General features: G+C 61.6%; 19 protein-coding genes. 10 read left to right on the forward strand and 9 right to left on the reverse strand.

Going from position 1 to position 17,607, the window contains the following annotated elements; all coding sequences use genetic code 11:
- The first annotated feature begins 21 nt into the window (after nucleotides 1-21).
- On the forward strand, nucleotides 22-1,326 hold the full coding sequence (gene pncB / locus FHX05_RS08145) for a nicotinate phosphoribosyltransferase (RefSeq protein ID WP_183715594.1): 1,305 nt from the start codon (nucleotides 22-24) through the stop codon (nucleotides 1,324-1,326).
- A 54-nt stretch (nucleotides 1,327-1,380) separates the two neighbouring features.
- Here the strand turns inward: pncB and FHX05_RS08150 are convergent, their stop codons facing one another.
- The gene (locus tag FHX05_RS08150; protein ID WP_183871250.1) at nucleotides 1,381-2,346 is read right to left on the reverse strand and encodes a hypothetical protein; all 966 of its coding nucleotides are present in this window, start codon (nucleotides 2,344-2,346) and stop codon (nucleotides 1,381-1,383) included.
- Between the two features lie 245 nt (nucleotides 2,347-2,591).
- Between FHX05_RS08150 and FHX05_RS08155 the strand changes: the two genes are divergently transcribed.
- A complete protein-coding gene (locus tag FHX05_RS08155) occupies nucleotides 2,592-4,706 on the forward strand; it encodes a mechanosensitive ion channel family protein (RefSeq protein WP_246698881.1) in 2,115 nt (704 codons plus the stop codon).
- Here FHX05_RS08155 and FHX05_RS08160 read toward each other — a convergent pair.
- A complete protein-coding gene (locus FHX05_RS08160; RefSeq protein WP_183871251.1) occupies nucleotides 4,703-5,770 on the reverse strand; it encodes a LacI family DNA-binding transcriptional regulator in 1,068 nt (355 codons plus the stop codon). The two genes, FHX05_RS08155 and FHX05_RS08160, sit on opposite strands and share 4 nt — an antisense overlap.
- Before the next feature lie 137 nt (nucleotides 5,771-5,907).
- On the opposite strand from FHX05_RS08160, the gene FHX05_RS08165 reads away from it, so the two are divergent.
- Nucleotides 5,908-6,216 (forward strand): hypothetical protein, encoded by a 309-nt coding sequence (locus FHX05_RS08165; protein ID WP_246698882.1) that lies wholly within the window; start codon nucleotides 5,908-5,910, stop codon nucleotides 6,214-6,216.
- Nucleotides 6,217-6,249: 33 nt separating this feature from the next.
- Here FHX05_RS08165 and FHX05_RS08170 read toward each other — a convergent pair whose 3' ends face one another.
- The 4 genes from FHX05_RS08170 to FHX05_RS08185 form a co-directional block, all read right to left on the reverse strand.
- Nucleotides 6,250-6,978, reverse strand: a complete 729-nt coding sequence (locus tag FHX05_RS08170; RefSeq protein ID WP_183871252.1) for an SDR family NAD(P)-dependent oxidoreductase — start codon at nucleotides 6,976-6,978, stop codon at nucleotides 6,250-6,252.
- Nucleotides 6,975-8,096, reverse strand: coding sequence for an alkene reductase (locus FHX05_RS08175; RefSeq protein WP_183871253.1), 1,122 nt, complete (start codon nucleotides 8,094-8,096; stop codon nucleotides 6,975-6,977). The genes FHX05_RS08170 and FHX05_RS08175 overlap by 4 nt, the downstream gene beginning before the upstream one ends.
- 137 nt (nucleotides 8,097-8,233) lie before the next feature.
- Nucleotides 8,234-9,040, reverse strand: a complete 807-nt coding sequence (locus FHX05_RS08180) for an alpha/beta hydrolase (protein WP_183871254.1) — start codon at nucleotides 9,038-9,040, stop codon at nucleotides 8,234-8,236.
- A gap of 84 nt (nucleotides 9,041-9,124) precedes the next feature.
- Entirely contained in the window at nucleotides 9,125-10,006 is an 882-nt protein-coding gene (locus FHX05_RS08185) for a LysR family transcriptional regulator (RefSeq protein WP_183871255.1), read from the reverse strand.
- 98 nt (nucleotides 10,007-10,104) lie between these two features.
- Between FHX05_RS08185 and FHX05_RS08190 the strand changes: the two genes are divergently transcribed.
- From FHX05_RS08190 to FHX05_RS08205, 5 genes are all read left to right on the forward strand, one after another.
- Complete coding sequence (locus FHX05_RS08190) at nucleotides 10,105-10,854, forward strand: sulfite exporter TauE/SafE family protein (protein ID WP_183871256.1); 750 nt, start codon at nucleotides 10,105-10,107, stop codon at nucleotides 10,852-10,854.
- A gap of 48 nt (nucleotides 10,855-10,902) precedes the next feature.
- Nucleotides 10,903-11,037: a hypothetical protein gene (locus tag FHX05_RS30730; RefSeq protein WP_281411848.1), complete on the forward strand. Its 135-nt coding sequence runs from the start codon at nucleotides 10,903-10,905 to the stop codon at nucleotides 11,035-11,037.
- 20 nt (nucleotides 11,038-11,057) lie between these two features.
- Entirely contained in the window at nucleotides 11,058-11,501 is a 444-nt protein-coding gene (locus tag FHX05_RS08195; RefSeq protein ID WP_246698883.1) for an isochorismatase family protein, read from the forward strand.
- Nucleotides 11,502-11,570: 69 nt separating this feature from the next.
- Complete coding sequence (locus FHX05_RS08200; protein WP_183871257.1) at nucleotides 11,571-12,020, forward strand: Rrf2 family transcriptional regulator; 450 nt, start codon at nucleotides 11,571-11,573, stop codon at nucleotides 12,018-12,020.
- Entirely contained in the window at nucleotides 12,017-12,898 is an 882-nt protein-coding gene (locus FHX05_RS08205; RefSeq protein WP_183871258.1) for an NAD(P)/FAD-dependent oxidoreductase, read from the forward strand. Before FHX05_RS08200 ends, FHX05_RS08205 begins: the two co-directional genes overlap by 4 nt.
- Nucleotides 12,899-12,924: 26 nt before the next feature.
- On the opposite strand, the gene FHX05_RS08210 is transcribed toward FHX05_RS08205, so the two are convergent.
- Nucleotides 12,925-13,377, reverse strand: coding sequence for a helix-turn-helix domain-containing protein (locus FHX05_RS08210; RefSeq protein WP_112338457.1), 453 nt, complete (start codon nucleotides 13,375-13,377; stop codon nucleotides 12,925-12,927).
- A gap of 109 nt (nucleotides 13,378-13,486) precedes the next feature.
- Here FHX05_RS08210 and FHX05_RS08215 point away from each other — a divergent pair, with 109 nt between their 5' ends.
- The gene (locus FHX05_RS08215) at nucleotides 13,487-14,797 is read left to right on the forward strand and encodes an MFS transporter (RefSeq protein ID WP_246698884.1); all 1,311 of its coding nucleotides are present in this window, start codon (nucleotides 13,487-13,489) and stop codon (nucleotides 14,795-14,797) included.
- Here FHX05_RS08215 and FHX05_RS08220 read toward each other — a convergent pair.
- Nucleotides 14,794-15,696: a LysR family transcriptional regulator gene (locus FHX05_RS08220; protein WP_183871259.1), complete on the reverse strand. Its 903-nt coding sequence runs from the start codon at nucleotides 15,694-15,696 to the stop codon at nucleotides 14,794-14,796. The two genes, FHX05_RS08215 and FHX05_RS08220, sit on opposite strands and share 4 nt — an antisense overlap.
- A 110-nt stretch (nucleotides 15,697-15,806) precedes the next feature.
- On the opposite strand from FHX05_RS08220, the gene attM reads away from it, so the two are divergent.
- Nucleotides 15,807-16,598 (forward strand): N-acyl homoserine lactonase AttM, encoded by a 792-nt coding sequence (gene attM / locus FHX05_RS08225; RefSeq protein ID WP_183871260.1) that lies wholly within the window; start codon nucleotides 15,807-15,809, stop codon nucleotides 16,596-16,598.
- 16 nt (nucleotides 16,599-16,614) lie between these two features.
- Here attM and FHX05_RS08230 read toward each other — a convergent pair whose 3' ends face one another.
- Nucleotides 16,615-17,556, reverse strand: coding sequence for an NmrA family NAD(P)-binding protein (locus FHX05_RS08230; protein WP_183871261.1), 942 nt, complete (start codon nucleotides 17,554-17,556; stop codon nucleotides 16,615-16,617).
- Between the last annotated feature and the right edge of the window lie 51 nt (nucleotides 17,557-17,607).

Consider the following 17,607-nt stretch of genomic DNA (forward strand, 5'->3'; position numbering starts at 1 on the left):
AGGAGACGGGGCAGGAACGACATGACCAAGACGGATATCGCCACCCGCGTCTATAACCATACCTGGAAGCTTGATCCGATCATCCGCAGCCTGATCGATACGGATTTCTACAAGCTTCTGATGCTGCAGATGATCTGGAAGCTCTATCCGGATGTCGATGCCACCTTCTCGCTCATCAATCGCACCAAGAGCGTTCGCCTTGCCGAAGTGATCGACGAGAAGGAATTGCGCGAGCAACTCGACCATGCCCGAACGCTCCGCCTCTCCAAGAAGGAGATGATCTGGCTGGCGGGTAACAGTTTCTACGGCCGCGCACAAATCTTCGAACCGGAATTCCTCGCCTGGCTGTCGAATTTCCAGCTGCCGGAATATGAGCTTTCGAAGCGCGACGGCCAGTATATTCTCGACTTCCACGGTTCGTGGAAGGAAACGACGATGTGGGAAATCCCCGCGCTCGCCATCATCAACGAGCTTCGCTCCCGCTCCGCGCTGAGGGCGCTCGGTCCCTTCACGCTCGATGTGCTCTACGCCCGCGCCAAGGCCAAGATGTGGGAAAAGGTAGAGCGGCTGAGGGAATTACCAGGCCTGCGCATCTCCGATTTCGGCACCCGCCGCCGTCACAGCTTCCTCTGGCAGCGCTGGTGCGTCGAGGCGCTGAAGGAAGGTGTGCCCCACGCTTTCACCGGCACCAGCAACGTGCTGCTCGCCATGGATTCCGATCTTGAAGCGGTCGGCACCAACGCGCATGAGCTGCCGATGGTCGCGGCCGCGCTCGCGAAAAACGATGAAGAGCTCGGCAAGGCGCCCTACAAGGTGCTGCGTGACTGGAACCGTCTCTATGGCGGCAATCTGCTCGTCGTGCTGCCCGATGCCTTCGGCACTGCTTCCTTCCTGCGCAACGCTCCGGAATGGGTGGCCGACTGGACCGGCTTCCGTCCCGACAGCGCCCCGCCGATCGAAGGCGGCGAGAAGATCATCGAATGGTGGAAGAAGATGGGCCGCGATCCGCGTCAGAAGCTGCTGATCTTCTCTGACGGCCTCGATGTCGATGCCATTATCGACACCTATAAGCATTTCGATGGCCGCGTCCGCATGAGTTTTGGTTGGGGCACCAATCTCACCAACGATTTCGCCGGTTGCGCTCCGACCGAACTCAAGGGCCTCAACCCTATTTCGATCGTCTGCAAGGTCATCGAGGCAAACGGCCGGCCGGCCGTGAAGCTCTCGGACAATCCTCAGAAGGCGACGGGTGAGCCTGCGGAAGTCGAGCGCTATCTGAAGTTCTTCGGCGCGGAAGATCGCGTCGATCAGGAAGTGCTGGTTTAAGGCGTTTCCCAAGAAAAATGCCTAGCGGTTTTCCGTCCGGAATGCGTAAAACGTCTAGTGGCGAATGGCCGCTTCCATCCGGGCGACGCGGCGAAATAGCGTCCAGCGGCCATTTTCCCAGCGATATTGGTCCGGCGAAATAACGTAGGGCACGTCGCTGAGATCGGCGCTGATCAGTTCCAGAAGCTGCAGACCTTCAATGTCGTTCTCATGCGTGAAGAACACCTTGTCGCGCGACAGGAAGGCGGCGATCGGCGCGGCGCCCCCGGATTGCTCCTGCACCTGCGCCCAGAAATTCGGAAGAAAGGCGATGCTGGATTCGAACTGGCCGTCCACCTCGACATATTGGAACCGGCTGCGTTTGGCGATCTGAACGCCGGTCTTGGCAAGGAACTTCTGCAGGTTGGCCTGTGCCGTTTCGGCGAGTTCCCTTGCATCGATGCCCCAATCGTCGAGTGCTTCGGCCATGACGTAGTTGACCGTCGTTTCGCCGTTGACGACGAAGAGCTTGATCAGGTTTTCGGCCTCGTCGAGGTAGACGAATTGCGGCGGATTTGGCTCGTCCTTGACGGCCTGCATCATCTGCTGGCGCGCAACCTCGACGAAGTCGCGCGCTTTCAGCACCGGCAGGACCTTGGCGAGATCGCCGCTGTCGACCATGGCCTCCGTCATGTTGAGATAGTTGAGGAGCGCCTGCGCGCGCGCCGGCCCACGCTTTTCCCGTAGCGCCAGCAGCGCATTGCTCAGGAATTTCGTCATCGTATCGCCGTTGCGGCTGTGCAGCGTCAGGCTGCCGACGGCAGGATCGTAGTCGGCACGGATCAGGTCGCCGAAGAACGGCAAGCGTTCCTGCAGATAGGCGGCGAAAACCGCTTCGTCCTGCAAGGCTTCATCGGGAATGTTGAGATCGAGGGTCTTGGCGGCAGCCGTGTTCTCTGGCTCCTGCACTGAGAGGGTTTGGCTGGAGCGCACCTCTGCGTGCTCGCCTCTGCCGAAGAGCCTTTTCAGGAAATTGAACACGCGCATCCCCGAGCACTGAACGGTTTTGCAGCAGAACCTAGCGCGACAGCCGTTGCGGGGCAATGGCGGTATGATCAGGATTGGGAGCCGTAAGTGCCTGCTTGCCCGTGTCAAAAACGCGTATAGTCTGCAGGAGCGGGCCGGATGGTCCGATGGCAAGAAGGGCAGCGCAGATGAGGAATGTCAGGGGCGGCAGGTGGACGATCGGAGGCCTGCTTTTTTGTCTTTTCGTACTGGCTGTGCCCATGGCGGTCTTCGCTCAGAATGCGGCCGCACCGCAGCCGACAACTCCGCCGCCCGACAAGGTTCGCGAGCTGATCCAGCTGCTGAACGAGCCCGATGTCAGGCAGTGGCTTACCACGCAGCTTAACAGTCAGCCTGCGTCCGCCAGCGATAAACCCGCACCCGTCACCGATCCGGCTCCCGCCGACGGCAATCAGATGTCGGTTCTGTCGGGCATGCTCGGCCACACGCGGCATCACCTCGAGCTGGTCTCCGGCGCTGCGATGACTTTGCCCTACGAGGTCATGACCGCATCGGAAAAGCTGGAGGGAGAGGGCAAGTCGGTCGGCCTCGTGCGCATCATCGTTCAGATTGTCCTCCTGTTCTTCCTCGGATTGGTGGCCGAACTCGCCGTTGCCCGTTTCATCAACACCAGGCATATGCAGCGCAGCGAGAGGGCTGCCGGTACCGAGACGGAACTGCAGGCAGCGCGCTTCCAGTTTCTGGGTGGCGTCGTGCCCGCCATCATTCATGGTCTGGTGACGCTCGTTCCGCTTCTTGCCTTCGATTGGCCGCCGGTCATCGAAAACTTCGCCATCGCCTGCGTCATCGCGATGGTATCGATCAGGCTGGCGATCTCCATCGGCAAGCTTGTCATGGAATTGATCGCGATGCGTCGCGCCAACGATGTCCTAGACGAGGACGGCGGCACCGCCCGCATCGCTGAACGGCGGCGCGTGGCCTATTACTGGTATCGGCGATGCACGCTATTTGCCATTTATTTCGCCTGCGGCTGGGCGGTCATACAGGCCGTCACGTCGCTGGACTTTTCTGCCGGCGCGCGCGACCTCATCGGCTACACGCTCGGCATCGGTTTGTTCCTGATCGCCACGGCTGCCGTGTGGGCGAGGCCACTCCCGCCGGAAAAGCGTGGGGCAAAGACGGTTTCCTGGCTGCTGACGATTTTCTTCGTGGCGCTCTGGTGCCTCTGGGTGGCCGGCTTCGACGGCCTCTTGTGGATCGGCATCTATGCGATATTGCTGCCGCGCGTCCTCTCGGTATCGACAAAGGCAATCGACGCTCTGCATGATGCGGCCGACGGCATTTTTGGTGCCGGCAAGATCGCAGCTGTGCTGCTCGACCGCGGCGTGCGCGCGCTGATTATCACTTTCGCGGCTTTGTGGCTCGGCAAGATGCTTGGAGTCGAGGCGCATGCGATGATGAGCGGCAGCGAATCGGTCGTGGGCCGCATCGCTCGCGGCATTCTCGGTGGCATCGTCATCCTGCTGGTCGCCGATCTCGTCTGGCAGCTCGCAAAAACCTATATCGACGGCAAGGTGATGGAAGCTCTGCCCGCCGCCGGCGAATCCGACGAGATAAGGGCGAGCCGCGCCCGGCTGCAAACGCTGCTGCCGATCTTCCGTAATATCCTTGCCGTCGTCATCGGCATCATCGCCGTCATGATGGTGTTGTCGGGCCTCGGCGTTCAGATCGGGCCGCTGATCGCCGGCGCCGGCGTCGTCGGCGTCGCGGTCGGCTTTGGTGCGCAGACCATCGTCAAGGACGTCATCAGCGGTGTCTTCTATCTCTGGGACGACGCCTTTCGTATTGGCGAATATATCGAAAGCGGCCATTACAAGGGCGTAGTCGAATCCTTCAGCCTGCGCTCAGTCAAACTGCGCCACCAGCGCGGCCCGTTGGCGACGATCCCCTTCGGCTCGCTCGGTGCGGTCAACAACATGAATCGCGACTGGGCGATCGATAAGATCATCGTCAAGGTCACCTACGATACCGATCTCGTGAAGCTGAAGCGCATCGTCAAGGATATCGGCCAGCGCCTGCTTGAAGACGAGGATCTGAAGCCAAGTATCATTCAGACGTTGAAGATGAAGGGCGTCGAGCAATTCGGCGATTTCGCGATCGAGATCAGGCTGGCGATCACCGCCAAGCCGAACGAGCTCTCGGTCATCCGCCGCAGCGCCTTGGCCTTGATCAAACAGTCCTTCGACGAAAACGGCATCCAGTTCGCCTTCCCGACCGTTCAGGTGGCAGGCGATAAGGATGCCGCAGCCGCCGCTGCTCGGCAGCTTATCGAGATGCGGGCGGCAAATGTGGATGGCGCGCAGCAGGCGGGTTAGATCCGGTCCGGTCTCGGCGCCGCCGTGCTGCCGCGCACGATCAGCGTGACGCCGATCATCTCGCGCTCGGCCGGCACGGCATCGTGAAGAACGGCCTGCACCGCGCGTTCCGCGATCTCGGCAAAGGGCTGGGCCATCGTCGTCAGGCCGGGCTCTACCATGCCGCCTTCCGGCACGCCGTCGAAGCCGATGACGGAGACGTCCTGCGGCACGGAGAGACCTCGTGCCCGCAGCCAGTTGATCGCCAGAAGCGCGATGTTGTCGGACATGGCGAGGATCGCAGTCGGCGGTTCGGGCAGGGAAAACAGGTAGTTCAGCCCGGCTTCAACGCTTGGCTTGTCGTTGAGCGTCTCATAGATCGGCACGTCCTCGCGGCCAATCCCGAATGCTTCGAGCGCCTGCCAATAACCGAGTGCGCGATTGCGGGAGGTGGAATAGATCCCGCGTTCGATCTCTGCAATTCCGACCGGCCCCACATGGTCGTCCGAAAGTTCTGTTGCGAGCACGCCGAAACGCCTGTGGCCCAATTCCGCCAGATGCCGCGCCGCAACGGCCGCGCCTCCCACGTTGTCGACGCTGATCGAAGGGATGGACGGGTCCTCGTCATTCAAGGCGAGAGCGATGAAGGGCAATTGCCGCTCGCGCGTCAACTGCACCAGTTTCTCTCCGCCCTCTACGCAGAGCAGGATAAAGCCATCCACCAATGCGCTCTTGATGTTCCAGTCCACCGTCTGCCGGTCCTTGGCCGAGACCAAAGCTAAACCGGTGCCGCTGGCATCGCACACGCGGGAAACCGCGGCCAGCAGAGCCCTGGCCCAAGGGTCATTGAAGAAATAGGCAATCGGCTCGACCGCGGCGACGCCGATCGCATTGACCTTTCCCGCCCGCAGCAGCCGGCCGGTCAGGCTCGGCCCGGCATAGCCGAGCCGCTTGGCTGTCTTGAGCACATGCTCACGCACTTCCTCGCGCACCACTTCGGGCCGGTTGAAAACATTAGAGGCGGTCCCCTGCGATACGCCTGCCGCCTTGGCGACATCCGCGAGCCTGATGGTGCCCTTGGCCAATGAAATGCTCCTTATGTTTCCGGCGGATACTAGCAACGAAGTTGTATCGGTTCAATTCTTCTTGACGGTGGAGTTTTAAGGCGTATGATTGAACCGATTCAATAAGGTAGAGTAAGTTATAATTGAATCGATTCAAAATGAAAGGCAAATCGATGCTGACCAATTATCTCTTCAAGGATCTCTATGATGATCGATGGGGCGATCCGCGCAATCCGGATGCAGTCGAACCGCCTTCACCGGAGGACAAGGGCGGGGCCGGCCAACAAGGTTTGCTGGGTCGACTGGCAAACATTTTCCGCCGCCGCCGGAAACATCCCTCGGCATGGTCCTTTACGATTCCGAGCGAGGTGCCGGACGCCAAGAGCGAAACCCAAATCCGGCGTCACAACGGGCTTGAAGACCCGAAGTTTCTCGCGATTGCCAAGGCTTTGTCGCGGAATTGCTAGAGCTGCACCATGGAGCGCGCGAAATTTCGAGCCTCAGAAATTTTCCTTGTAAGGGCGCAGATCGAGCTCCTGCGTCCAGGCGGAAGGATGCTGACGATGGATATGCCAGTAGCTCTCGGCGATGGCGTCGATATTCAACAGCCCATCGGCGTCCACATCCGGCCGACGCGAGCGCAGCCGTTCCCCGTCGATGCCGCCATCGATGATGGTGTGAGCGACATGAAGACCGAGGGGACCGAATTCGCGTGCCATGCTTTGGCTGATCATGCGAAGACCGGCCTTGGCGGCGGCGAATTGCGCAAAGCCTGCCTTGCCGCGCAGGCTGGCGGAAGCGCCAGTGAAGATCACGGTGCCACGGCCAAGCGGCGCCAGATGCCGCGCAGCCTCGCGCCCGACGAGGAAACCGCCGAAGCAGCAGATGCGCCAGAATTCTTCGAATTGGGCGGCCGTCAGGTCGCGGAAGCCGATCTGGCGATTGATGCCAGCGTTGAAGACGACCAGATCGGGCGGAGCGATGTCGTTCCGAGTGGTAAAGGCGTGCTCGAATAGCCGGATGACCGCGGCTTCATCCGTCGCGTCCGTTTCGATCGCCTCGGCGCTGCCGCCGGATGCCTGGATGGCAGCCGCCACCTGATCGATCTTTGCCGCTGTCCGGCCGGCAATGACAACATGATAGCCCTTGTCCGCGAGAAGCCGACAGAGCGCCGCACCCAGACCCTGCTCGGCACCCACTCCAACAATAATTGCGCTTGGCGTGCTCATTCGGCAGCCTCCCTGGCCTTCAGCGTCGGATAGTCAGTGTAACCCTCGGCACCGCCGCCATAGAAGGTTGGGCGATGATAGGGATTAAGGGTAGCACCGCGACGAATGCGCTCCGGCAGATCGGGATTGGCGATAAACAGGCGACCGAAGGCGATGGCATCGGCATGGCCCGCGGCAAGTGCCGCTTCAGCCGTATCAGGCCGGAAATTGCCCGCGGCGATCAACGTGCCGGACCAGGCGGGCCGGAACAATTCCGCAGCCGACGGCACGTTCTTGTGGTCGACCTCGGCCTGGCCCGCACCACTGGCGCGCGGCTCGATCAGATGCAGATAGGCGAGGTTGAGCCGGTCCAGTTCGCGAATGACATGGCCATAGAGGCGCAGGGGGTCGTCCTCGCCGCTGTCATTGGCGATGCCGAAGGGCGAAAGGCGGACGCCGACGCGATCCGACCCCCAGACTTCGGAAACCGCCTCGACCACCTCTAGCAACAACCGCGTGCGGTTCTCGATCGAGCCGCCATATTGGTCGGTGCGCTGATTGGTGCGGGCCTGCAGGAACTGCTCGATCAGATAGCCATTGGCGCCATGGATCTCGACGCCGTCGAAGCCGGCTTGCTTGGCATTGGCGGCGGCTTGAGCATAGACGTCGATCAAAAGCGGCATCAGGTCGATATCGATCGCCTGCGGCGTCTCGAAGGGCACGCGCTCGAAGGAGGCCGTGAAGGCCTGTCCCTGGGCGGCGATGGCCGAAGGAGCAATCGGCAGAGCGCCATCAGGCTGGTGCGAGGAATGGGAGATGCGGCCGACATGCCAGAGCTGCAGGAAGATCTTGCCGCCCTTGCAATGAACCGCATCCGTCACCGCCTTCCAGCCGGCGATCTGTTCAGCCGTATGGATGCCCGGCGTGGCCGGCATGCCCTGTCCGGCCCGTGAAATCTGCGAGCCCTCGGAAATGATGAGCCCGCCCTCGCTGGCGCGCTGGGCATAATATTCTGCATTCAAAGCCGAGGGCACATTGCCGGGCTGGCTCGCCCGCATGCGGGTCAGCGGCGCCATGACGATGCGATGCGCAAGCTCATAGGGGCCGATGGAAAGAGGCGAAAACAAAGTGGCTGTCATAAAATTCTCCTGCCTGGAGCCAAATTGCTCCCCGGGGCGGAAGGGCCTCTGTCAGTGGCGATTCGGTCTCGGGAGTTCGAATAAGATGATGGTCATCATTTATTCCAACGATCGGACATGCGCAACTGAATCTGATCTCAGGCGGCAGTCCGAGCGAGGAAGGCGAGCAGAGCGGCGTTAAACTGCGCCGGCCGCTGCAGCGGTGCGAAATGGCTGACGTCGGGCAGAAAGATCAATTCCGCCCCGGGAATATGCCGGACAAGATAATCGGCGTGTTCGCGCTTGATGAACTCATCGTGCTCGCTGTGCACGATGGCAACAGGCACATTGATCTCGGCGAGATCTTTGACCGTGTAGTTCGGCTCGGTCCGCTGCATCAGGCCGACCGCTTCGACGAAGGCATCGAATGCGTCAGGCGTGGCCGAAAGCGCCGCATAATCTTTCGTATGGCGGGAGAAGCAGCGCTCGATGATCGGCGTCGCCACGAATTCCTTCGTGCCGCTCGGGTCCATGTTGCAGGCAAAGAAAAGGACGCCGGAAACACGCTCCGGATGGGTTTTTCCAAGCACCATGCCGATGCAGGCGCCGTCGCTCCAGCCGGCCATGGCGGCTTTGTCGATCTTCAGCCTCTCCATGACGGCGAGAACGTCGGAGGCCATGAGCTCATACGTGTATGGTCGCTCGTCGCGTGTGCTGCGGCCATGGCCCCGGCTGTCGACGACGATAACCTGATGGCCTGCGTCGATCAGCGCCGGCACCTGATAGCCCCAATTGCCGCTGTTTCCGAGCCCGCCATGCAGGAGGATCACCGGAGTACCCTTGCCGTAGGATGCATACCAGATACGCGCGCCATCATGATCGACATGGCCTTCCACCTCGGTATGCGGCAAGGGCGCGGCCCCTTCGGCTTCGAAGCGATGAAGCTCATCATCGTGAAATTCCATACCCACCTCCCATTGCGCCATCTCCTCCTGACAGCCATGCGGCGAGACTAGTCGATGCCGGCGCGTCTTTTCAACAGGCTACGGTCATATCGTTGCTAGGTGCTCGAAAAGATCGCGGGCGGGCGATGGCAGCTCTCCGAGGGAGCGGGCGCAGATCGAAAGCCGGCGCGTCGCCCATGGGTCGGTAAGGCGAAGGATCGCAATTTTCGCGGATCGGCTGCGCCGCTGCGCCGCTGCTTCGGGCACGATGCCGAGGCTGATGCCCCGGCCTGCCATCTCGCAAATGGCCTCAAATGTCCGCATCCGCACCCGCATTTTCAATCGGCTGCCGAGGCGGGCGGCCTGCGCGTCGATGTGATCCTGCAGCGCTCCGCCTGCGAGCCCGACGAAATGCTCGTGCAGGATTTCTGCAAAAGCGATCTGCTTTGACGGCGCGAGCGCATGGTCGCGAGACATCACCACCACGAGCCTGTCGATCGCGAAGGGCCGCAATATCAGGCCGGAGGTATCGGCCGCGTCCGACAGGATACCGATCTCGGCCAGCCCGGACGAAACGGCCCGGGCAATCTCGATGCTCTGGCGCTCCTTGAGATCGATGTCCGTTCGCGGGTTCCTGGCCATCCATCCGGCAAGGCGCGGCGGCAGGTATTCGACAATCGCCGCGGTGTTGGCGAGAAGCCGGACGCTAGCGCGCAAGCCGCTGGCATGTTCGCCAAGCTCGCCGCGCATCTGCGTGAGCTGCCGCTGGATCAACCGGGCATGATGGGCTAGCGCTTCGCCGGCGGGCGTCGGACTCACGCCGCGTCGCCCGCGCTCCAGCAGCTTTACGCCGCCATTCGCCTCCATATCCCGCAACCGCTCGCTGGCGGCCGGCAGCGAAAGTCCGACATCGGCGGCTCCATGCGTGATGCTGCCGGCATCGACGACGGCGAGGAAAAGGCGAAGGTCGGTCAGATCAAAGCGCATGGGCTGAAGAGTATCGCATCTCCAGCCTTCGGAAAAGCCGAAGGCTGACTTCGCTTCATCCGCATTGTGCCGGTCTTTGTCTCTGCTACTGAAAAGGCATGATGGATCATTCGATATGGCTCGTCGCGGCGATCTTGGCGACCTTCTTCGTCGCCGGCACTGTCAAGGGCGTCACCGGCATGGGGTTGCCGACTGTGGCGATGGGAGTTCTGGGCACGCTGATCTCGCCGCTCGTCGCGGCCAGCCTGCTGATCGTCCCGTCTTTCGTTACCAATGCCTGGCAGCTGCTGGCCGGCCCTAGTTTTGGCTCACTTGCCCGTCGTTTCCTTCTCTTGGTTCTTGCCGTGGTCATCGGAACCTTCGCCGGCTCATATTTTCTTGCCGCCCACGATACGCATCTGACGACCGCTGCGCTGGGTGCGGCGCTCATCGTCTATGCCGGCCATGCTTTGTTCGCCCGTCAACTACATGTGCCCGCAAGGTTCGAGCCGCTGCTATCGCCGCTCGTCGGCGGGGTCACCGGCCTGCTCGCAGGAGCGACCGGTGTTTTCGTCGTGCCGGCAGTACCCTATCTGCAGTCGCTCGGACTGGAGAAGGAGGAGCTGGTTCAGGCGCTCGGTCTTTCCTTCACCGTGTCTACCGTGGCACTGGCCGCAGCGCTTGCCTGGCACGGCGCCTTCCGCATCGACAATCTCGCGCTCTCTACCCTCGCGATCGTCCCGGCACTTGCCGGCATGTGGGCCGGCCAGATCATTCGCAATCGCGTCAGTCCTGCCACTTTCCGCCGCTGGTTTCTGATTTGTCTGCTGGTGCTTGGCGCAGAGATGGTGATGAAGGCCTCTTTCTGAGGCAGTCTTGCCGGGCTGCCCGGTGCGCACCCATATGGAGTTTGTTTCATGGCAGGATCTGAAGGATTGATGGAAGAAGAGCAGCAAGAGATTTCCGATGACCATCCGCCGGCCGATGCCCTGCTCGTCGTCGATGTGCAGAATGCCTTCGTGGAGGGGTCGAGCGCGGCCATGCCATCCTGAGAGCAATGGTCGAGCTCCTGTTGGACAAGGCACGCTCGGCATGGACGCCGGTTATTTTCCTGCAGAATGATGGTCCGGCCGGTGCACTGGACGAACCGTTTCAGCCGGGATGGAAACTCTATTTCCCACCTCTATCAGGCGAAGTGGTTGTTCGGAAATCGGAGGATGATGGCTTCGAGGGCACCGATCTCGACGCCATTCTGACCGCTTTCGGCGTAAGGAATCTGGTGATCTGCGGCGTGCTTTCGGAGATGTGCATTGCCGCAACGGCGCGGGCAGCGCTTGAGCGCGGCTATGGCGTGCTGTTGCCGCATGATGCGCACGCCACCTATGATGTTCCCGCTGGGCCGGGCTCGCAGGGCGTGCCCGCAGCCATGGCGGCAAGGGCGGCGGAATGGTCGCTCGGCGACGAGATCAGAATCTGCGCTTCGGCACGCGAGGTTCGTTTCAAAGAGCGGGCTTAGTCGCAGCTCTCGCCTCATCAATGCAGGCCGCTCTTGAATGTCGCGTCGAATCGTAATAATTGAAGTTACATGAAACGCGATAGCCGACTTTCCTCCGTTCTCCACGCTTTGCTCCATATGGCCGAGCAGGAGGGGCCGCTGACCTCCGAAACCTTGGCGCAATGCATGCACACCAATCCGGTCGTCGTGCGCCGCACCATGGGCTTGTTGCGCGAGGTGGGCATTGTCCGTTCCGCCAAGGGGCATACCGGCGGCTGGACTATTGCGGCCGATCTCAGAAGCGTCACGCTGCGCCAGCTGCACGAAGCGCTCGGCGAGCCTGCCGTCTTTGCCATCGGCAATCGCAACGAGACGCCAGAATGTCTGGTCGAGCAATCGGTCAATTCCGTCCTCGATGATGCTTTTGCCGAAGCCGAAGCCTTGCTGCTCCAGCGCTTCGAAAACGTCACGCTGGCCGGTCTCGCCGGCGAATTTGCGCGGCGTCATGCGCAGTGGCGCTCAGAAAGGACCCTGTCATGAGCCATGACGTCATCGTCATCGGAGGCAGCTACGCCGGAATGGCGGCAGCCCTCCAGCTTCTCCGCGCCCGCCGCAAGGTGCTGGTCATCGACGCGGACAAGCGGCGCAATCGTTTCGCCGAGGAATCCCACGGTTTTCTCGGCCAGGATGGCGTCGACCCCGGCGAGATCGCCCGCAAGGCGCGCGAACAGCTTTCCGCCTATCCGACGCTGACCTGGGTCGAGGGCACGGCCGAACAGGCCGAGGGCGAGAAGGATGCCTTTGCGGTCATTACGGCAGACGGCATGCGTCATGCCGGTCGGCGCCTTCTCTTCGCGACCGGCGTCTCCGATGCCTTGCCCGAGATCGAGGGTCTCGGCGAACGCTGGGGCAAGAGCGTGTTCCATTGCCCCTATTGTCACGGCTACGAACTCGGTCAGGGCCGTATTGGCTGCATCGCCACCGGCCCGATGTCGCTGCATCAGGCGCAATTGCTGCCGGAATGGGGCGAGGTGACGTTCTTCCTCAACGGCAGCTTTGTCCCGGATGAGACGCAGCACGCCGATCTCGCCGCACGCGGCGTCACGATCGAGGCGGCACACATCGCAAGGCTGGAAGGAAAGGCCGATGTTCGGCTAACCGATGGACGGCTGCTGCCGTTTGCCGGCCTTTTTACCGCATCGCGCGTGTCGCCCTCGAGCCCGATTGCCGAGCGGCTCGGCTGCGCGCTCGAGGAAACGCCTTTCGGCACCCAGATCCAGACGGATGCCATGAAAGAAACGACCATCTCAGGCGCTTTCGCTTGTGGCGACGCTGCCCGTATCCCGCATTCGGTGTCGCTCGCGGTCGGCGATGGTGCCTGGGCGGGCGCGCAGCTGCATCGTTCGCTGGTGTTCTAAGCCCGGTTTCGGAAGGCATACTTGCGCTATTCGCCTTCCGGCACCTTCACGATAACCGTTTCATCCGGTCCGATGGACCTGCCGTCCTGTGCCCGGATGTCGAGCTGCACCGGCTGTCCCGTGGCACGATCCACCAGCAGCGAATGTTCCTCGGCCGGTGCAAAGAGATGGCGCTCGCCGAACTTCCGCAATGCCACCATCACCGGGAAGAGATCCTTTCCCATCGCTGTCAGGTGATATTCCATGCGCGTGCCGCCTTCGCTTGTTGGCACAAGCTCCAGGATGCCGCTCGCGACAAGCGTGCGCAGGCGCTCGGTGAGAATATTCTTGGCGATCCCCAGGCTCTTTTGAAACTCGCCGAAGCGCGTCAGCCCGTCGAAGGCGTCGCGCACGATCAGGAGCGACCACCAGTCGCCGATCACGTCGAGCGACCGTGCGCTCGGACAATAATCACCCTTCAGGCTTTTCCGCGCGACCATCGCCTTAGCCCTTCCAGTCTTTTGCTAGTAGGAATGGTTGCATGATTAAACCAATAATGTTACTTGATCGTTGGTTTCATTATTAAACCGAAGAATCGGGAGTTTTGCAATGACGATCGATCAGGACGCGCCGCCGGCCGGCAGCGCGAAGGACATTCTGCGCCCTCATTCCTCGCGAGAGGGTTCGTCCAAGGGTGCCGAATACTCCGGAGTGGCCAATCCGCCGCTGACAGGGGCAACGATTCTCCTCTTTGCCGTCGCGAGCGGCCTTGCTGTCGCCAATGCCTATTTCGCCCATCCGCTTCTCGATGTCATGGCCGATGATCTCAAGCTGTCGCGCACGGTTGCCGGCCTCATCGTCGGCGTAACTCAGCTCGGCTATGGACTCGGCCTGATCCTCTTGGTGCCGCTCGGCGACCTTGTCGACCGGCGCAAGCTCATCATCGTGCAATCGCTCTTGAGCGTAGCCGCGCTGGTCTGTGTCGGCCTTTCCTCAAGTGCGGCGATGCTGCTTGCCTCCATGGCCGCGGTTGGTTTTCTGGCCGTGGTCACACAGGCGCTCGTTGCCTATGCGGCGAGCCTGGCGCAACCCGCCGAGCGCGGCCATATCGTCGGCATGGTCACAAGCGGCATCGTCCTCGGCATCCTGCTGGCGCGCAGCGTCGCGGGAACGCTGACCGACCTCTCCGGCTGGCGGACTGTCTATATCGTCTCAGCCATGCTGACGCTGGTAATCGCGCTTCTCCTCTGGCGCGCGCTGCCGCGGCAGGAGAAGCCGAAGGGCGGACTCTCCTATTTCGGTCTCATCCGCTCGCTCGGCATCCTGCTCGTCGAGGAGCCGGTGCTGCGCATCCGCGCTGTCATCGCCATGCTGATTTTTGCCAATATAACCACCTTGCTGGCGCCACTCGTCCTGCCGCTGACCGCGCCGCCTTACTCGCTGTCCCACACCCAAGTCGGCTTGTTCGGCCTTGCCGGCGCCGCGGGTGCGCTCGGCGCCATCAGGGCGGGGCGCTGGGCCGACCGTGGCCATGGCCAGCGCACGACAGGCATCGCGCTTGTTCTCATGCTCTTTGCCTGGCTACCGATCTCGATGCTGGATCGCTCTATCCTCTGGCTGATTTTCGGCGTGCTTGTCATCGATTTCGGCTTGCAGGCGGTGCACGTTACCAATCAAGGCATGATCTATCGCGTCAGGCCGGATGCACAGAACAGGCTGACCGCTGCCTATATGGTCTTCTACTCCATCGGCAGCGCCGTCGGCTCCTCGACAGCGACCATCATCTATGCTCATGCCGGCTGGACGGGCGTCTGCATCTCGGGTGGGGTTATAAGCCTCGCAACGCTTCTCTTCTGGGCGCTGACCTTGCGGGCAACGCCTGAGGTGGCGACACGGAGCGTCGATCACAAAAATAGCTAGTTTTCCGGCGGGGAAGCCGAGCCCAGCTGCTCTTCCAACAATGAGAGCACCGCTCGAATCCTCGATGGAACCGGCCTTATTGCGGGATAGAGCGCATGCAGATCGAATCCCGGCACGGCGAGCTCGGGCAGCAGGCGAATCAGCCTACCGCTCGCCAGATCTTCGGTGCAGACCGGCTCCTGCAGGACACCAATGCCGGCTCCATCCAGCAGCAAGCGGTGCAGCGGCCGCCAATGGCTGGTGCTGAGCACAATATCGATAGGGGCAAGTTCGGTCCGTCCCTCCGGGCCGATCAACGGAAGCCGTCCGCTGTTGAACAGGCCGGAAACCCGCAGGAAGGGGTGGTCGGCAAGCTCGTCGGGTATCGTTGGCACCCCATGCTCATCGAGATAGGCAGGCGAGGCCACGAGCACACGGCCGACATGGCCGAGCTTGCGGGCAATGAAGCTGCCTTCGCCAAGATCGCCGAGACGCAGCGAGATATCGACGCCCTCCGTCACGGGATCGACGATCCTGTCGTTGAGGATCAGCTCGATCTTTAGCAGCGGATGGCGCTTGCGCATCTGCAGCAGGATCGATGGCAGCAGGACCTCGCCGACGCCATGCGGTGCTGCGATCCTGAGCGTACCGCGGAGCGACTGATCGCCATTCGCGACCGTCAGGGCATCGTCGGCACTTTCGAGAACTTGCTTGCTGCGCTCATAAAAGGCGGCGCCGACATCGGTGACGGAAAGCTTGCGGGTGTTTCTGAGCAATAGCCGCGCACCGAGATATTGCTCCAGCCGATCAATGCGCTCGCTGACGGCAGGTTGACCCATGCCGAGATCGCGGGCGGCGGCCGACATGCTGCCCCTTTCTACCACCCTCACATAGACGCGCATCGCCACCAGCAGATCCATGCGCCCCAATATATCGGTTCAGCCGATAAATGTAAGTGGATGATGCCCTCTAGTGGAGAAGCATTCGATCGCCGAAAACGGCGCTCAAAAAGCAACCACAGGTCAGGCTCATGAGCGATATAAGGCTTTACATGTTTCAATCGGGCACGCAGCGCTGCAAGGCGCACGATATCAGGATGAATCAGGGTGGCGACGCCGATTGCGAAATCCCGGTTCCCTGGTTTCTGCTGACGCATCCGAAGGGTAATGTCGTCATCGATGGCGGACTGGCTGCGGAAGGTCTGACCGATCCGCGCGGCTATTGGGGCGATGTGATCGATAGCTATCAGCCTGTGATGACCGAAGAGCAAGGATGCGTCGCGCAGCTAGCAAAGCTCGGCATATCCGGTGAAGACATCCGCTTCGTCGTGCTGTCCCACCTGCATTCCGATCACAGCGGCGCTATCGGCCGTTTCCCGAACGCGACCCATATCGCCCAACGTCGCGAATATCGCTACGCCTTTGCGCCGGATTGGTTCGCCGCCGGAGCCTATGTCCGAAAGGATTTCGACCGTCCCGGCTTGAAATGGCGCTTCCTGGAGGGCGACGCGACCGATGGCTACGATCTCTATGGCGACGGCGTGCTGCGGATGATCTTCACGCCGGGCCATAGCGTCGGCCATCAATCCTTTCTCGTGCGGCTGTCGAACGCAGGCGCGATATTGCTGGCGATCGATGCCGCCTATACGCTCGATCATTGGAACGAAAAAGCTCTCCCCGGTTTCATGGCGTCCGCCGTCGACACGGTGCGATCCGTCGGCAAGCTGCGTGCGCTTGCCGAACAGATCGATGCGCTGGTGGTCACGGGGCATGATCCCGAGGCGTGGCCTCGGTTCAAGCACGCCCCGGCCTATTACGATTGAAGGCGCATCCCTCCGATTAGCCTTGCTCGCCTGATGGTGCTCGTTCCGTATCGAAGAACTGTGGCCGATGCTGACGAACCCATTCCTCGACGCCCGTCGGCTGGAAATCCTCAAGGCCGGCTCGCGGCCTGAAGGGCTCGGCCAGCATGGCATCCGCCTCTTCCGGATGCGATGCGAAGAAACGGAATTTCGAGGCGACGCGGCGCCCGGTTCCCGGCCCCATTGCGGCATCGACATCCCGCTCGAATTCGTCGAGCGGCTGCTGGCGATAGACGATGCGGTGACCAAGCCCCGCAGTCATCCGCGTGACAAGCTCGTTTCCATCGAGGCTTTCCGGCCCGGCAATACGATGGTCGCTGGATGTAATGCGGCGTTCCAAAAGGGTGACGGCGGCGCGGGCGCAATCGTCGACCGAGGTCCAGGCGATCCACTGGGATTCGGCAATCGGTGGCGCAAAGATCCCATGTTCAATGATGTCCTTGCGCGCCGAAGGCTTCAAGAGATTGTCGAGGTACATTGTGGGGCGAACTGTGGCGAAGGGCAGGCCTGACGTGCGGATGATGTCTTCGATCATGGCGTTGGCGGCGAAGCTCGGTTCCGCACAGGGCGCTGGGCGACTGGCGCTGGCAAGCTTGAGGACGATGGATTTCATGCCGGATGCGAGCGAAGCCGATATCGCATTGTCGGTCTGGATACGCATATCCGCCTGAGATCCGATCGGGATCTGCAGCACGGCATGTGCAATGCCGACGCTGGCGGCGCGAAGCGAGGCGGCATCGCAAAGATCCGCCTCAACAAGCTCGACGCCGAGGGCCGAGAGTGCGGCGGCGCGCTCCCGGTCTCGCACAAGCGCCCGAACCTTGAGGCCACGCTGCAACGCGGCGTGGACGACGGCGCTACCTTGAACGCCGGCTGCGAGATAGACGAGGATAGGCTTGGATCGATCGATCATGGACATACAACGGCTCCTTCGAACATGGTCTGCCGAGGGAGCATCGTCAAATGGCTA

This window comes from Rhizobium sp. BK491 (genome assembly GCF_014194925.1).
Taxonomy (GTDB): Bacteria; Pseudomonadota; Alphaproteobacteria; order Rhizobiales; family Rhizobiaceae; genus Rhizobium.

Coding starts and splice junctions, on each gene's coding strand:
- FHX05_RS08220 (WP_183871259.1), bottom strand. CDS start 15,696: ATGGATCTGCTGGTGGCGATGCGCGTCTATGTGAGGGTGGTAGAAAGG.
- FHX05_RS08175 (WP_183871253.1), bottom strand. CDS start 8,096: ATGACAGCCACTTTGTTTTCGCCTCTTTCCATCGGCCCCTATGAGCTT.
- pncB (WP_183715594.1), top strand. CDS start 22: ATGACCAAGACGGATATCGCCACCCGCGTCTATAACCATACCTGGAAG.
- attM (WP_183871260.1), top strand. CDS start 15,807: ATGAGCGATATAAGGCTTTACATGTTTCAATCGGGCACGCAGCGCTGC.
- FHX05_RS08230 (WP_183871261.1), bottom strand. CDS start 17,556: ATGTCCATGATCGATCGATCCAAGCCTATCCTCGTCTATCTCGCAGCC.
- FHX05_RS08165 (WP_246698882.1), top strand. CDS start 5,908: ATGAAAGGCAAATCGATGCTGACCAATTATCTCTTCAAGGATCTCTAT.
- FHX05_RS08180 (WP_183871254.1), bottom strand. CDS start 9,040: ATGGAATTTCACGATGATGAGCTTCATCGCTTCGAAGCCGAAGGGGCC.
- FHX05_RS08215 (WP_246698884.1), top strand. CDS start 13,487: ATGACGATCGATCAGGACGCGCCGCCGGCCGGCAGCGCGAAGGACATT.
- FHX05_RS08185 (WP_183871255.1), bottom strand. CDS start 10,006: ATGCGCTTTGATCTGACCGACCTTCGCCTTTTCCTCGCCGTCGTCGAT.
- FHX05_RS08205 (WP_183871258.1), top strand. CDS start 12,017: ATGAGCCATGACGTCATCGTCATCGGAGGCAGCTACGCCGGAATGGCG.
- FHX05_RS08200 (WP_183871257.1), top strand. CDS start 11,571: ATGAAACGCGATAGCCGACTTTCCTCCGTTCTCCACGCTTTGCTCCAT.
- FHX05_RS08210 (WP_112338457.1), bottom strand. CDS start 13,377: ATGGTCGCGCGGAAAAGCCTGAAGGGTGATTATTGTCCGAGCGCACGG.
- FHX05_RS08155 (WP_246698881.1), top strand. CDS start 2,592: ATGGCGGTCTTCGCTCAGAATGCGGCCGCACCGCAGCCGACAACTCCG.
- FHX05_RS08170 (WP_183871252.1), bottom strand. CDS start 6,978: ATGAGCACGCCAAGCGCAATTATTGTTGGAGTGGGTGCCGAGCAGGGT.
- FHX05_RS08190 (WP_183871256.1), top strand. CDS start 10,105: ATGATGGATCATTCGATATGGCTCGTCGCGGCGATCTTGGCGACCTTC.
- FHX05_RS30730 (WP_281411848.1), top strand. CDS start 10,903: ATGGCAGGATCTGAAGGATTGATGGAAGAAGAGCAGCAAGAGATTTCC.